General features: G+C 40.0%; 9 protein-coding genes. 2 read left to right on the top strand and 7 right to left on the bottom strand.

The window, feature by feature from the left end:
- Positions 1-123: 123 nt before the first annotated feature.
- The 4 genes from JOD17_RS01895 to JOD17_RS01880 form a co-directional block, all read right to left on the bottom strand.
- Positions 124-3,117 carry a CotH kinase family protein gene (locus JOD17_RS01895; protein WP_204695455.1) on the bottom strand — a complete coding sequence of 998 codons (2,994 nt, stop codon included), beginning with the start codon at positions 3,115-3,117 and terminating at the stop codon, positions 124-126.
- A 64-nt stretch (positions 3,118-3,181) separates the two neighbouring features.
- Positions 3,182-4,099: an accessory Sec system S-layer assembly protein gene (locus JOD17_RS01890; RefSeq protein ID WP_204695454.1), complete on the bottom strand. Its 918-nt coding sequence runs from the start codon at positions 4,097-4,099 to the stop codon at positions 3,182-3,184.
- On the bottom strand, positions 4,092-6,470 hold the full coding sequence (gene secA2, locus JOD17_RS01885) for an accessory Sec system translocase SecA2 (protein WP_204695453.1): 2,379 nt from the start codon (positions 6,468-6,470) through the stop codon (positions 4,092-4,094). The genes JOD17_RS01890 and secA2 overlap by 8 nt, the downstream gene beginning before the upstream one ends.
- 52 nt (positions 6,471-6,522) lie before the next feature.
- The gene (locus JOD17_RS01880; protein WP_204695452.1) at positions 6,523-7,338 is read right to left on the bottom strand and encodes a tetratricopeptide repeat protein; all 816 of its coding nucleotides are present in this window, start codon (positions 7,336-7,338) and stop codon (positions 6,523-6,525) included.
- A gap of 322 nt (positions 7,339-7,660) precedes the next feature.
- On the opposite strand from JOD17_RS01880, the gene JOD17_RS01875 reads away from it, so the two are divergent.
- The gene (locus JOD17_RS01875) at positions 7,661-9,703 is read left to right on the top strand and encodes an SH3 domain-containing protein (RefSeq protein WP_204695451.1); all 2,043 of its coding nucleotides are present in this window, start codon (positions 7,661-7,663) and stop codon (positions 9,701-9,703) included.
- A 281-nt stretch (positions 9,704-9,984) separates the two neighbouring features.
- Positions 9,985-11,469 carry an S-layer homology domain-containing protein gene (locus JOD17_RS01870; protein ID WP_204695450.1) on the top strand — a complete coding sequence of 495 codons (1,485 nt, stop codon included), beginning with the start codon at positions 9,985-9,987 and terminating at the stop codon, positions 11,467-11,469.
- 67 nt (positions 11,470-11,536) lie between these two features.
- On the opposite strand, the gene JOD17_RS01865 is transcribed toward JOD17_RS01870, so the two are convergent.
- From JOD17_RS01865 to JOD17_RS01855, 3 genes are all read right to left on the bottom strand, one after another.
- Entirely contained in the window at positions 11,537-14,512 is a 2,976-nt protein-coding gene (locus tag JOD17_RS01865) for a CotH kinase family protein (RefSeq protein ID WP_204695449.1), read from the bottom strand.
- 127 nt (positions 14,513-14,639) lie between these two features.
- Entirely contained in the window at positions 14,640-15,668 is a 1,029-nt protein-coding gene (locus JOD17_RS01860; protein ID WP_204695448.1) for an LCP family glycopolymer transferase, read from the bottom strand.
- Between the two features lie 122 nt (positions 15,669-15,790).
- Positions 15,791-16,789, bottom strand: a complete 999-nt coding sequence (locus JOD17_RS01855; RefSeq protein ID WP_204695447.1) for an LCP family protein — start codon at positions 16,787-16,789, stop codon at positions 15,791-15,793.
- Positions 16,790-16,831 lie beyond the last annotated feature (42 nt).

Here is a 16,831-nt window from a genome sequence, read left to right as displayed (position 1 = left end):
CCTAGTCTATATTAGACTAGGGTTTTTGTTATAGCTATTACTAGTACGTTCACTCCGATACGATAACGATATTCTTCACATCCAACAAAGTCTAAACGATTTATTAAATGTAATATAGCAGGGTTATCGCTCGAATGAAAAGGAGTTTATATAAATCGATTGCCCCTTAGATGATTCATTCTTTTCATCGGTTACTTCAATAACCACTTCATGTACGGCATGATCAAGGTTGTTTATTTCATAGAGAAGTTCATGGTTACTCGTTTCACCATACGTATCGACCGTGTCAACGAGTTCGTCATTAATATAAACGTTAGCCGTACCATGTTCGCCACCTTGCATTCCATACCATTGAAAGCCTGTTCCTTCAAATGTGAATGTAGCTAGATCACCAGCACTGGAAGTTTTATAGGAAAAGCCAGATTCTCGAGGCGTTGCACGTTCCCATTCCCCGTCATAAAAGATGGCGCGATCACCAGCTAGTATTTCCTCTTCTTCTGTAATGGTATCAATTACTATCACATCAAAAGTTGCCACAAGATCATTGGCGTCATTAAAACCGCTAATAGTTGCTCGTCCAGCTTGACCGGTTTCGTAATTGCCGTCGGAATCTACTTTTAGAATTGTACTGTCTGAAGTGCGATAGTGTGATACATTTTCAAGTTCAAATTGACTAGTGTCATTTGCATCTAGTGTTAATGAATGTTGGTCTGGCAAATGTTCTACTTTAAAACTAACTGTGAGTAAAGGGTCACCTTCAGTAGTCGTAAAGCTTACAGTAGCCTCACCTTGTTCTTGTAAAATGATCTCGTTTTCGGTGTTAATGGTTGCCACGTTTTCATTTGAGGTTTCGACTTCTACGTTGCTGTTGTCTTGGTCCTCAAATTGAACAGTTAGTGGCGTATCAGTGTAATAGTGACCGTTCCAACCGTTATGGGCTTCAAACGTTTGATTTGCAATGGTTAGTTGGCTTCCGGAAATGTCTTCGATCGTCATTTCTGCAATTCCATTGAGGTTAAATTCGTTCGCATAATGATTTCTTAAATACATAGGACGATCATCTGCAAAAGTTCTTAAACTGTTGACTTGTCCTTCCCAATTTTCAATTGAGGCAGGTTCACCCCAACGTTCAATATGAGCAGGGATTTCAGGCTCAATAGTATTTGCCATCTCATCGATTGTAGAGACAACCGTTTCAGGATTGAAATTGGTATTTAAATATTGAGCGGAACGTTGAATAAATTCATTTCTAAAGTCCTCGTTTTCCAGTAAGGAACTAAAAAGGAATGTTGACCAAGCTTCCCTAGCTTCTCCTGTAGCCCAGGCTAATGTGTTGTGTGCAGCGTTTCGACCACTTGCAGGCAATGAGAAGCCAAAATCGGTATCGTACAATAACCAACGCCATTTTCCATTAGGACGCTCACGCCAAAAATCGATGTTATTATGTGGCCAATCTGTATTACCGAAATAAATTTGAGAGATATAATAATCTAAGAAGTTATCGAGGTCCATCTCTTGGCTAACAACCTCTAAGTTCTGATCAGACTCTACTCCGTTTTCACGGATGTAAGCAAGTAGTTGCTTATAGTCTTCGTTTGTACCTTCAATAACTTCTCCGTTCTTTTCAAGATAATCAAGGTGCTCTTGTTGGACGTTATGTGCAAATCTAAAGTAATGATGGTCATAACGTTCACGAATGTTGTAAATGCCCCAGCTTTCACCATTAACGTATAGCGTTACAGGCTGATATAGTTGTGTTTCCATATTTAAATCAGATACAAGTTCTTGCATCATGGCATCTCGAAATAAGGTTCGATTCCAATCTTGTCCAGAATTACGAAGAATAAAGCGATTAAATACATCACGTTCGTCTTCTCCAAATAACGGATGTTCAAAACGTGGTTCACCGTATTCTTGTCTAGCATAAAAACGCAAAGATTTTCGATCTACAGTGGCAGACTGACCGCCATGGATTCGAATTCCTGCATGCTGAGACAAAACGGTTCCTTCATCTGGATCAAACATTTGCATAAATACTGGGCGTTCCCATTCTTGACCACTTTGCATATAGTTCCCTGTTTGGTTCGGTCGTTCTTCATCGTAATAGATTCCCGGCACGTAAATTCCGTATTGTTCATCATACAAATTACGCTCATCTGTAGAAATTGCTATGATTGGTAATGTGGAATCTTCTTGGATGATATAGGAGTTTCCATATTCATTTGTTGATTCACCAGTTGAAGGGAAAAACTTAGCTCTTAAATTTGTATTCTCGTCAAGGGTTAAAGGGTTATTATATACAGGTGAATCTTCCGTAACTTCACTATTATCGACGGAGTAGCGTATTATTCCTTCAAGGTCGCCAGCAGTGCTTAACTCTACTTCAATAGGTTCTGTTTGAACTCCTGGTTCCTCTGAAAACTCTATTGTATACTCAGGTCTTGGAATATCAATGTTGCTAACTTCATCGTAAATCGACGATAAAAGTAGAGCATCTTCTAATGGATTGCCTTCAACATAAATGCGATCGCGTAATACAGGTAAATCAATAATTGGCTCAATAGAAGCAATTTCGTTGTATCTTAAATTGACATCTTCCAGTTGAGTTAACGATCGTAAAGGTTCCACGTCAACAATACGGTTCTCTCGAACGTTTAGTTCTGTTAGATAAATAAGTTCCAACAATGGTTCTAGTGAGGAAACATTGTTTTCTCTAATGTTTAAGCTAATAAGAGAAGAATTGTTTTCAAGTGGGGTCAGATCAGTAACTTGATTGTTCTCTATGTTCAAATCCTCAAGTCTCTCTAACGAACCAATGTGAGAGATATCTGTAATTTTGTTGTCAGCTAGATTTAAAGATGTGAGGTTTTCAAATTTCTCTAGCCCTTCTAAATTGGTAATTTGCATTGAAGAAAGGTTAAGGCTTGAAGCCGCAAAGATGTCCTCTTGCTTAATTGGCTCCCCTTCTTCAATTTGCAATTCTTCTCGCATCGCTTGTTCTAACATAGGATCTTCAAAGGTTACATTTTCACTTTGTGCAACCACGAATGCGCCTACCCATATAGCAAGAGATAAGCCGATGAGAAGTACAAGTGGTACAAATCGCTTTCTCTTCAAATTAGTTACCTCCTAAACACTGTGAAGAAGGCTGCGGAATCTTCCTTCCATCAGCCTTCTTTCATTACGATTGTTTTTGTGGCATATATACTTTCCATTTATCTAAGGAGTAGGTTTCCTTCTTTAGCATGCTCTTTGGAAAAATAAATACCCATGGTTTGCTCGTATTGGCTTTTACTTTTAAATCTTTAGGAGTAAAAGCGGCTTTAGCAAGTACATCGCCGTCAGCATCTTCTAATACGAGGGGAACTTTTTCAAGGTTAACAGTTTTCTCAGAACCGTTACGAATTAAGATAATGAGTTGGATGTCACCACTATCTCTTTTAGCAGCTTTTAACCCTAATAAATTTACTTCAGTTACTTTTGGACGTTCAAGACGGTCTACAAGTGATTTTAAGTCCGCAATATCTTTATCTGGTAAGGTTTTTTGCCATTTTTCATCGAGGTCAAGAGAGTGTTTACGTTGAGATGGTTTTAATTGAAATGCAATTTTCCAACCGTTCTCCGGCTTCTCAACGATGCTCAATTCTTCTTGCGTAAATGTAATAACCCAAGGGCGACTACTATTAGGAGGTAAATTGCCAACTTCTTTTAAATTGAGCTGTTTTCTACCAATGACTTGACCTTGGTGATCGATGAGCACCAGAGTTGTTTCTTTTAGTTCGATGGATTTATTTATGCTATGGCGTATAAATACAGTTGCATCCAAACCACCAACTTCATCCTCACGCTCTTCAATCTTAATTCCAGCGATTGATAATTGATTTGGTAGAAGTGGTGAGCATTCAATATTTAGAAATTGAAACGAATAAATATCTTCGGCTGGTAATGTCCAATCAGGATGGATCGAAAGTTCCGTTTCTATTTCATTTGTTGAATCGCTTTGAGCGGACTCATCGTTTAGAAGCTCCTGTGAAGAAACTGGAGCTTCATGTCCTTCTAACTGCATCTTCGTATCTTTCTTTGAAAAAAAGTTACGCATGATTCTTCACCCCTTTAGTCACTTGTGTAAGTGGTCGTAATATACGAGCTAAATACGTTGTGGCATCGTGTTCAATGCTGCTATACATTTGAGTGAAAAGCTCGTAACCTTCTTTATTGTAAGTTCGTAACGGATCTTCTTGACCATACGATCGTAAATTAATTCCTTCTTTTAATTTAGCCATATCTTCAAGTTGCTTTAACCAATATGAGTCGATAACATTTAGCAGTACTTTACGAGCTTGAGCCTGAACGCCACTTTTCTCATGTAGTGGTTCTAAAAGTACTAAATAATCATTGAGAGCACGCAAGCGAATATCTTGTAGATCTTTAGCTTCTTCGATGTTTTTAATTTCATAATTAGATAGCGTAGGAATCAACATCGTTAACGTTTCTTTTAGTTGATCCAAATCCCAGTTTTCTGGAACTTCATCTTGAGAAGTGTGTTCGTCTACAAGATGTTTAGATGAAGACGTTAAACTCTCGATCCACAATGACAGTGGATCTTCTGAAGTAATCACTTTATCACGCCACTCATAGACCACTTTACGTTGATCGTAAATGACATTATCCAATTTTAAGTTATACTCTCGAATCGAGAAGTTCCCTTGTTCACTCATGTCTTGCGACTTATCAATGAGTATTTTAGCTTCTTCATTGGAAATGACTCCATCATTGTCTACACTCAACTTAGGGCTTAATTCTTCAATGTCTTCTCGAGCAAAACGTTGCACCATGTCATCTTCTAAGGAGATATAAAACTGTGTTTCACCAGGGTCTCCTTGTCTGCCTGCACGTCCCTTTAATTGGTTATCAATACGACGGCTTTCATGTCGTTCTGTGCCAAGGATGAAAAGTCCACCGAGTTCGGCTACGCTTTCTCCCAACATAATATCAGTTCCACGACCAGCCATGTTCGTTGCAATCGTTACTTGCCCTTTTTGACCTGCAAGAGAAATTAATTGTACTTCGTTTTCGACACTTTTCGCATTTAATAACTCGTAAGGCACTTCGACCTCGTCCAAGTAAGAAGCCACTGTCTCTGACTGAATGATTGAGCTTGTCCCTACAATTACAGGCTGCCCTTTTGCATGCAATGATTTAACTTTTTTAGCAACTGCAGAATATTTCCCAGCGCTAGTTAGGAAAATGATGTCGCCATGATCAACTCGAATTCGCTCTTTATTAGATGGAATTTGTATAACATCCATTCCATAAAGTTGCTGCAACTCTTCTTCTTCAGTTTTAGCCGTACCAGTCATTCCTGAAAGCGTCGGATACATACGGAAATAGTTTTGTACAGTAATGGTTGCTTGAGTTTTATTTTCTTGCGTAATCTCTAAATCTTCTTTTGCCTCAATAGCTTGGTGCAAGCCTTCCCCTAAGCTTCGTCCTTCCATAATTCGACCGGTGAACATGTCGACGAGTTTAATCGTGTCTTCATCGACGATATAATCAACATCTTTATGAAACATCGCTTTGGCACGAAGAGCTTGGAGAACAAAGTGATGGAGAACATGATGGTCTAAATCATATAAATTGTCGATGCCAAATGCACGTTCCACTTTTGTAATTCCTTTATCAGTTAAATTAACTGATCGTGCAATTCGATCAAAGGTGTAATCTTTGTCTTCTTGAAATGAACGAGCCATTCGTGCGCAAACATAGTATAAATTAGGGTGAACGGTCGTTTTACCTGCGATAACGAGAGGGGTTTTTGCCTCATCAATTAATACAGAATCGATTTCATCAATAATTGCGAAATGGAATGGTCTTTGAACTCGCTCAGCATGGGTTGTTGCCATGTTGTCTCTAAGATAATCAAAACCAAATTCATTACCTACACCATATGTAATATCAGCTTGATAAGCTTTCGCTTTGTCTTCTGGAGACAATTGAGAATGATTCAATCCAACAGTAAGTCCTAGAAATTCATGGACTTTACCGATTGTTTCAAAGTCGCGTTTGGCTAAGTAATCATTAACGGTAATGACATGTACACCCTTGCCTTCAAGCGCTCTCAAGTAACTTGGTAAAGAAGCAACAAGAGTTTTTCCCTCACCAGTTCCCATTTCAGCAACGTCGCCTTGACTTATTGCTAGCCCGCCAAATAATTGGACATCGTATAGTCGCATGCCAAGTATTCGAGTTGCGGCTTCTCTTACAGCAGCAAATGCTTCTGGTGTGATTGCTTCAAGACTTTCTCCGTTTTGGACTCGTTCTTTTAAATGGCTTGTTACTTCTTGCAACTGTTCGTCTGTATAGTTCTGATAACTTGATTCTAACTCGTTAACAGTTTGAGTGATTTTCTCAAACTTTTTAATTTGTTTTTGCTGGTGGTCTGGAATGAACTTCTTAACAGCTGAAAACATCTTATGCATCCTCCTCATTATTTCCGATCAGACAAAGTAAGAGTTCGGGAAATTAGTCAACACTTTCCTCTAGGAATTGTTGATAAAAATTTAGTGTATCGTCCCCGAAATTAGTAATGAGGCTTCTAGACGGAGCAAATGCCATTTCCATCGCATCTTGTGCACGTTCATCATCGCCCATTTCTCGATAGGCTTGGCTCTGTAGATAATAAATTGACGCATCATCTGGAGAAAGCGTCGTTAGTTGATCATAAATTTCAATGCTTTCTTCGTAGTTTCCAACGTTGTGGTGTGCTCTTGCAATCGTAAAGAACCCGTCACTCCCTAATTCCTCATCGTTAGCAGTTTCTGCCCATTCAAAAATCATTTCTGCTCCACGTTCAATGTCACGTCCAGATTCCATTAGTGCTCGTGCATATCTTAAGGTACGTGTGTGATCTAAAGGATCTGATTCGTATTGCTCAGAAAAGGTTTGAATGGCATCGGTAACTAATTCCTCAGAGTTCGGGAAAGGACTTTCGATGTGTGCAAGCAGAGCATCGTAATATAAGTTTGTAAAAGGCGCAGCCTCTTCGGGCTCTTCATCCACCCAATCTCTAAAGAAAACGATCCATTCATTATAATGACCAGCATCTAGGTCGTCAGCAATAATGCTTGAGATATGGCTAGTTGATAGTTGATCAAGACGGGTTAAGTCAGACATGTTGTACATGACAGACTCATTTAAAGTGAAGTCATCGTCTTCTTCATATCCGAACTTTTCAAGGTCTACTTCCCGCTCATCAGCGAGGTGACGTTCCATTCCCATCGTTGAACAACCAGTAAGAAATAGTATCGATGAGAGGAAAATCGGAATACATTTATTCATCATAATCTCCTTTAATTTCATAAGGTCTACACGGAGGTAAATCTAGTTTTCTACATCTAATTTAGTGTATAAGAATTACATAGAAAAGAAAAGGTCATTCAAAAGATCTTTAAAGTTCTGACAATGAATTTGACGTTATTTGTCATATCGAGTTTCATCGAATTAATAATATTGATGGTTCCTACTCTATTTTTTTGTAATATAACTGTTACTCTATGACAATCTTTTCCATGATATGCTATAATGCGAGCATATTTAACTAGGAAATACGGAGGAGGGAAGATTAGGTATAATTACATAAACAAAAGGAGTTTTGGCACAAATGCGTAGAAGTATCATGCTTTTTGCTCTAGTGGCAGTCGTTCTATGCGCTCCATGGTTTGACTTGACGAAAGGTTCAATTTTCCAACCGGAAACGGTTGAAGCTGCTACTTTAGATGTGCCTTTTGAAGGAACGGTAGCTGTTGCTTCAGCTCTGAACGTTCGATCGGGTCCTGGCACAACGTTCGATCGAGTTGGCCAACTCCGAAATGGGGCGACAGTTACAGTTGTAAATGTTCATAACCAAGGTGAGTGGTATGAAGTAGAAATGAGTAACGGTACAGGGTTTGTACATAGTAGTTACATAACGAATAAGACGAGCCTTGTGCCAGAAGATGATAGTAAAGAAGTAATTGATCGTGCAATTGTAACAGCGAATACACTAGTAGTGCGTGACCAACCAAGTGGAAGTGCTACAATACTTGGGCGACTGACTTCGGGTACAGAAGTAGAAATTTTAGAATATCAAGAGAACTCTCGCTGGGTCTTGGTCATTTATAACAATGGTGTTGCGTACACTCATCTCGATCATCTTCAAATTGAAGAGGCGAGCTCCACTCCTCCTCCAGAAAATGAGGGTCCAGAGCTTAATCGCATTACATCAATTGGGATAGTGACTCATCATAACTTAGCGATTCGTAGTTTAGCAAGTGGCTCTTCAAGTCGACTTGGAGGAGCGACAACTGGTGATGCATTAGAAGTATATGGAGAAGTGAATGGTGGACCTTGGGTGAAAGTGAAGTTTAACAACGTTGACGCTTATACCCATAGTAACTACTTAACATTTCTTGATGTTGCTGATTCTTCATTGCCGATTGTTGAACGAGGAACAGTAAATCATAATAATTTGGCTGTACGAATAAGTCCAAGTGGATCATCAGAACGAATCGGCACATTAACACGGGGAGATTCAGTACTCATACATGAGCGAGTGGGTAGTGGTTCTTGGGTTAAGATTACATATAAAGGTGGATTGGCTTACACGCATCGCGATTATTTAAGAATTCAAGGTAGTGAAGAGCCACCTACTAGCCCAGAACCTCCCGAACAGATTCCAGATCCCGTCGAAGAACTTGGTGAAATTGTAGCTAAAGGTGTTGTAAACACAAGCTCAAGATTGGCAGTTCGAGTAACGCCAAGCGGTTCAGCGCAATCACTTGGCCACTTAGTAAATGGTAATGTTGTTGAAATTTATGAATTTGTTAATGGTGGACCGTGGGTGAAGATTGTCTATGACGGTCAAGTTGCATTTACACATGCGGATCACCTAAACGTTACTCAAGTTGGAGAAGCGATTGAATCGGCTAGCGTTACTCATCATAACCTTGTTGTCCGAAGTGGACCTGGAGCGAGTCATAATGTTATTCACAGATTACCACGGGGTACTCAAGTGCAAATCTATGAATATGTGAACGGTGGTCCTTGGGTTAAAATTTCATTCTCTGGTGGAGAAGGCTACACGAGTGTTGAACACTTAGCAATTGGTTCAACCGGTAGTGGCCCTCTTGCAGGAAGAACAATTGTCGTGGATGCAGGTCATGGTGGTCGCGATTCTGGTGCAACTGGCAACGGTTTAGTTGAAAAAACGATTAACCTACAAGTATCAAGAGAGCTTGCGAATCGCTTGGAGCGTGGCGGTGCAAATGTCATTATGACAAGATCTAATGATACGTTCATTGAATTAGTAGAACGTGCGCGCATTGCTAACCGGGCTAGCGCAGATCTCTTTATTAGCGTCCATGCAAACGCATTCCCAGCAGCAACTGCGAGAGGTGCAGAGACGTTTTATCATCCAAATGATGGGCCTGATAGTCGGAGGTTAGCTACCGCTCTTCAGAACCGTCTTGTTCGTGATACTGGGATGGTGCATCGTCGAGTTGATCCAGCAAACTTCTCAGTGTTAAGAAATACGAACATGACTGCCTCATTAATTGAACTTGGTTTTGTGACGAATGCAGGAGATGCTAGTATTATGCGTCAACCAGGATACCCAGCACGAGCTGGAGAAGCACTTTACCAAGGGGTTTTGGATTTCTATCGTTAATTTAAAGCGAGTAAGAAATCTGTGAGAATACTTTTTAGTAAGCAGATAAATAGTGAATGTATCGTTAGTAAATGGTATGACTCTTTAAGAGTCATACCATTTTTCATGAAAGCATCCTTCATCATAATCCCAATTCGCTTTTTATGAGTTCTAGTAAGGCTTTATGGAAATAACTAAGAGTTTCACGTTTAATAGGTTCCTTTAATAACCGAATAGCATTTCATTTCCTCAAAACTAGTAATATTTGTTATTATGAAAGAAAGAAATGGAGGCGTCATGTAGTGAAAAAGCTTATAGGTATAAGTATGATTGGAGCTATTGTGTTTACTTCACCGTTAGTAGAAGCAGAAGCAAGCTCTTTCGCAGATGTGACAAGTACACATTGGGCGTATGAAGAGATTAATTACATACTTGAAGAAGGAATTATTACAGGTTATTCTGACGGTACATTTCGTCCAACAGAAACCATTTCAAGGTCTCAAACAGCAGTGATGTTAGATCGGGCTTTGGATTTAGACGATGTTACCGAGTATCGAGAATATAATGATTTAGATGAATCCCATCAAAACTATGATGCTATCCAAAGAGTGGGCGAGGCTGGGGTGATGACTGGTGGATCAGATGGTACATTTCGTCCAACTGAAACATTGACTCGAGCTCAAATGAGTGCAGTGTTGACAAGAGCCTTTGAATTAGAAGCAGATCGTTCTGTTGAATTCAAAGACTTAAATGAATCGCATTGGGCATATGAAGAAATTGCCCCTGTTGTTACCAATTATATTTCTACAGGTAAAAATGATGGCACGTATAGTCCAAGTGAACATGTTAGTCGAGCTCAGTTTAGTATATTTATGGCAAGGGCTCTTAATGAGGAATTTCGATCGTCTTCGACCAATGAAACGTTTTATGGTGGAGACTGGTCATTTGATGGTATTAGTATCGGTGATCCACTAGAAGATGTGCAACGATTTCATGGTGATCCTGAAGAAATCCTAGATAGTGAGTATGGGTTCCGTTGGTATGTATATCACGACGATTGGGATCAATACATTCAATATGGAATTGAAGATGGGATCGTCGTTGCTGCGTTAACTCCTCAAGAGCGCTGGAGAGCAAGTGGTGAGATCAGCAAGGGAGCTAATAAAACAGACGTACGTGAGCAATATGGAAGTCCTGAATCGATAATTGTTAAGGACGGTATGCGTTATAGAATTGACAACGGACATAAAGACTTGTTCTCTGTAAACGATCATTTAGTAACGTTTTATTATGATACACACAATGATAATGAAGTTTCTAGTGTGTTTATTATTGATGAAGCAGTAGAAAATGCTTACGATCAATACTATCCAGATGCAACAGGTGCAATCCGTAGTACGTATGAAACTCAAATTGTTTATCTTGCAAATGCCATACGCGCATCTCACGATTTAGACTCACTAGAGCGTTTGGATGATGCATCAGAAACTGCCTTAAACCATAGTCGAGATATGGCAAGGCATAATTATTTTAGTCACACAAACCGTGAAGGTCTTAGCCCGTTTGATCGCATGGATGCCGACGGCGTAGATTACCGTTCGGCAGCGGAGAACTTGGCTAGAGGTCAGGTCCGCCCATTAGATGCGATTGAGGGTTGGTTGAATTCTCAAAATGGCCATCGGGAAGCTTTGCTTGGCAACTATTCACATACAGGCGTCGGAATTGCATTTGATGAATCACGTAACAATCGTCCTTATTACACGCAGCTTTATTACACGTTGCCATAAAACAAAGTTTAAATTCAAAAAAGCTAGAAGGTACATAACATGTACCTTCTAGCTTTTTTCATATTAGTTAGTTAATCGTGATTTCGTCAATACTTACATAACTGTCATCGTTTGCATCATCGCTAACATTATCAACAACAATCGTTACGACGTGTTGCCCTTCTTCCAAGTCAGCAACTTCGAAGGAACCATTGTTGTCTTGGACCGTATCATGAAGCTCACCGTTAACATAAACAGAGGCTACGCCAAACGGTAAGTTGGACATGCTCGTCCATTCAAACCCAGTACCAATAAAACTAAATGTTGCCGTTGCGGCGGTTTCTTGGGAATAACGCATAACATGATCGCTTTCATCATCACGTGTTTGTTCAGACCATCCGCCAACGAAGGTAACAGCACCTTCAGCATCAGGGTTAATCGTCGTGCCTGCTTCAGCAATTTCCTTAACGTGAGTATGATGTATTTCTACAATGTCGCCACTAGAATCCATTCCAAATAAGGTAGCAGCACCGTACTGTTGAGCTTCGAAAGTACCGTCCTCCTCAATAGCAATAATTCGATCATTACTACTAACCCAAGAGATTGTGTCGTTATGAGTAGGCGTGATGCTTCCTTCACCTAATTCAACATGCTCGACATCTTGCTCAACATGCTTAGTGTTGAAATGTAGATGAACGATAGAATTACCATCACCATTCGATATAGTAACATCTGCCTCACCTTCACCAACAAGCAAGATTGAATTATCGCTCGTTATTTGAGCAACATCTTCATTTGAAGATTGTATGTCAACTTCTTCATTAAAATCAGTTTGGATCGGTGTGTTTGTAAAGTAAATGCCTGTGTATCCAGCTTCAGTTTCGGATAAGTCAAAGCCTGCTAGGCTCCAGTTATCAAAATGAGTATTAACGACTGTCATTTCACTCCAACCATCTAACGCAAAGTGTTGAGCTAAGTGAGCACGATTAAACTGTTGACGGTTCATTGCAAAATCACGCAATATATCTACTTGGTCTTCCCATTCTTCAAGTGAATCAGGCTCATTCCAACGCTCAATATGATTCAACATCTCCGGTTCTAATGCTGAATGGAACTCATTAATACGATCTACAACATGGTTTGCTTCAAAACGAGTATTTAAATAATGCGCATAGCGATTAATGAATCCCTGTTTGAATTCTTCGTTTTGTAGTAATGAACGAAGCATAAAAGTCGACCAAGCTGCTGCTTCATTTGTCGCGTGCTCCAATGTGTTATGCATAGCAGAAGATTCAGTCGTCGGCAAGGCAAACCCAAAGTCGGTATCAAAAAGTGCCCAGCGCCACTTACCTTGAGGTCGTTCACGCCAAATGTTCACATTGTTGTGTGGCCAGTCCACATTCCCAAAGTAAATTTGTGAAATATGATAATCCATAAAGTTATTAATATCAATTTCATTCTTTAATTGTTCATACACTTCAGGATCCGATGAGTCAGAGGTCGTCAGCATTGAACGTAGTTGCATAAAGTCATGATTTGAGCCTTCTACTATTTCTCCGTGATTTTCCAATAAATCTAAGTCTTCTTCGGATACATCATGGGCAAACCTGAAATAATGATTATCGTAGCGCTCACGAATGTTAAACAATCCCCAGTCTTCACCGTTCACATAGAGCTTTGCTGGTCGATATAACTGAGTTTCCATATTTAAATCTTCAACGAGCGACTGCATCATGGCGTCTCTAAATAGTGTGCGGTTCCAGTCTTGTCCTGAATTTCTTAGTATAAAACGGTTAAAATAATCCCGCTCTTCTTCACCGAATAACGGGTGACGGAATCGGTTCTCTCCGTAATCTGAGCGAGCGTAAAATCGCAAGGACTTGCGATCTAACGAGCGTGATGCACCACCGTGGATCCGAATTCCAGCATGTTGTGTTAACCCAATTTTTCCATCTGGCTCGAATAATTGCATAAATACAGGGCGTTCCCATTGTTGTCCACTTTGATGATAGTTGCCGGTCGATCCTGGGTTTTGAGCTTCGGGATTATAGTAAATTCCAGGTGTGTAAATGCCGTATTCTTCGTCCCAAAGGTTCGCTTCATCGGTAGCAATTGAAATGATGGGCAGATGACTTGCCTCATCTATAATGTAAGATTGTCCTTCTTCAGGACCTCCTTCGCCGTTATCGCTAAAGAACTTTGCACGAACTGTCTGTCCTTCGTTAATAGATATGTTTTCATTATAAACAGGCGATTCTTCAGTGACTTCGCTGCCATCAACGGTATAGCGAAGGATACCATTGGCTTGTGCAAGGGTATTAATTTCTAGAGTAAAAGGTTCTGTATAACTGCCTCCTTCTTGAGAAAAAGTAAGATGATATTCTGGACGAGGAATGTCTATGTCTTCTAAATCATCATATACACTTGTGAGTATGAGGAGATCTTCGATTGGATTTCCTTCAATAAACAGGCGTTCACGTAAGTTAGGTAAGGTAAGGATGGGTTCAATAAGTGTAATTTCGTTGTAACGTAAATTCAAGTCTTCTATGAATTCTAAATCTTTAATCGGAACAATAGATGAAACCCTATTTTCTCGTAGGTTTAATTCTTCTAAATCAATAAGCTCTGAAATAGGTTCAATGTTTGTCACATAGTTTTCTCTTAAATTAAGACTCGTTAAAGCAGAGAGTTCAGCTAAGTAATCAATTGTATAAATATTGTTATCTTCTAGAGAAAGTGTTTCAAGCCTTCCTAGTTCTGTGAGGACAGAAAGGTCTTCAATCTTGTTATTGGCCAAATCTAAGGAATCAAGCATTTCAAAATATTCAAGGCCTGAAAGGTTTTCAATTTGTTGGTTTGATAAATCGAGTGAAGTAATTGAGCGGGCAAGCTCAGCAGTCACACCTTCGCTTTCTTCTAAATGTAAATCTTCTCGTATTGCCTGATCTAAGAATGGGTCCTCAAACGTAAGGTATTGATCTTTTGCAGCAATAAAAGCACCGCACCACGCGATCCCGGCAATAACGACAAATATAAAAAGTATCGTTATTTGCTTGCCTTTCATGTTAGCCCCCTTATCGTTACTAGTTGTTCGAAATGTAGGCATTCGTAATGCTCTTAATATATCAAATATAAAAGCAACCAGCAAAAAAGCGATGAAAAGAAGGTCTTTTCATCGCTTTTACGTAGTGTTAATCGTTTTGTTTCTCACCTGCGGTTTCAGTATGGTCCATAGGTGTGGAGTCATGATCAAGCTCTAAGTGATTGCGAAGTGCAATTCTTGAATTAGCAAGTGATGTGTCGTCCACATCAAAGTAAAACACACCATTCACGTAAGTGCCTTCACCTTCTAATTGATGTCGCTCAATGTCATCTAATGAAGTGACATAATTATGAAAAGCACTGATGTTATTGAAACTTCCAAAATTGTGCTTCATGTTGTTTTGGAGGTCTTGGAACGCTTGGCTGTAATTGGAGAGGTTAGAAACGGATGTTGCCTCTTCAATGAGTGCCTGAATCACTTCGGTTTGTCGCTCCCCACGAGCGAGGTCGCCGTCTGATTTACGGTGACGAACGTAAGCGAGAGCTTCTTCCCCAGTTAACGTTTGTTCCCCGGCTTGAATGTGATAGGCGTCTGGATTGCCATCTGCATCTTGTTCACTGAAGGCGTGAGATGCATCAACGTCTACACCGCCGAATGTATTCACAATATCAATAAATGCTTGGAAGTTAAGCGTCATATAGTAATCAACGGGCACATCAATGAAGTTCTCAACCGTCTCTACGGCAAGATCAGTACCTCCAAATGAATGAGCATGATTGATTTTGTCACGAGCTTCTCGACCTGGAATGCTTACGTATGAATCCCGAGGGATACTTAGCATCTTTACAGATTGTTCTCTGTGATTAAATGTTGCCAATACGATGGCGTCAGATATTCCCGAAACTTGACCATCACGATTGTCTACACCTAGAAATAAAACGGATATATTGTCTATGGAAGGGTCAACTTCAACATCTCGTTGCTTGGATACCGTTCCTCGATCGAGTTGTACATCGGTATCACGAGTGATTTGATCAGCTTGATAAATGGTATATGCAAGTCCAACCCCTACAGCAATAAAAGCCAGTGATGCAAGAGTAATCATTGAAACTATGATACGTTTCTTTCGACGTCTTTTGCGTTCAAGACGTAAGGAACGTGTTTGTTCTCTCGCCATAAAGCTGGCTCCTCCCATGCTTCGTTCACTTTAATTCAAAACACATTAGATATATTTTACATGATTAGTAGAACAAAAGTAAATAAAGTTATTTCTAAATGTGTCGGAATTTGTTGCCAAGCCTATGGATGCTCAGAATCATCTAATTCTAGGTGGTTTCGCAATTTCAATCGCGCATTTGCAAGTGATGTGTCGTCAATTACAATCACTTCAGACCCGTCAATTCGTTCAAACGTTCCCTCAAGCTGAAATCGTTCCATACTGTCTAAAGAAGAGGCATATGAATGAAAGGCAATAAGTTCTTGAAAACCTTCAATATTATGATTCATATTATTTTCCAAGCTTTTAAATGCATCATCATAATTACTAATGTTAGAAATTGACGTAGCTTCATTAATTAATGAGGCAATGACTTCCGTTTGACGATTTCCTCGTGCGAGGTCGCCATCTGTATTACGGTGGCGAACATAAGCGAGGGCCTCCTCGCCGTTAAGTTCTTGAACACCCTCTTCAATAAAAATAGCATCGGGATTGTGTTCTGAGTCTTGTTCGGAAAACGAAATATCGGAATCGACTGTTATGCCACCAAACGTATCAACAATCTCTATGAATGCTTGAAAATTAATCGTTGCGTAATAATCAACAGGTACGTCAAGAAAGTTCTCGACGGTTTCGACCGCTAAATCGTGCTCCCCATAAGCATGAGCATGGCTGATTCTTTCAGAGCCGCGGCCTGGAATCTCTACATAGGAGTCCCTAGGGATGCTGAGCATTTTAACGCTAGAGTCATCACGATTGAACGTAGCTAAGATCATCGCATCACTTCGGCCAGAAACTGCACCTTCGCGGCTATCCACACCTAGAAAGAGCACGGATACATGGTCGTCTTGAATGTTTACTGACTCTTGGTCAGGGCGCAAATCAGACACCTCTCTTGGGAGTGGGTTGAACGTATCGTTCGTTAAGCCTGATATTTGCGACCATGCCCACGTTAATCCGCCCCCTACAACGAGGAATAAAAGTGTCGCTACGGTTATGAAAAAGACAGCAATTCTTTTCCTTCTGCGCCTTCTACGCATTTTACGTCGTTGGAGTGTTCTTGATTGTTTTTCTTCTTCCATAGGAACCTCCTTTCTTGACTATTTCCCGGGAAATTTGTCTAA

Origin of the sequence: Geomicrobium sediminis (assembly GCF_016908595.1) — a bacterium.
Lineage (GTDB): Bacteria > Bacillota > Bacilli > Bacillales > Marinococcaceae > Geomicrobium_A > Geomicrobium_A sediminis.
The sequence above is the reverse complement of the archived record's forward strand: the minus strand, read 5'-3'. Positions and strand labels throughout refer to the sequence as shown.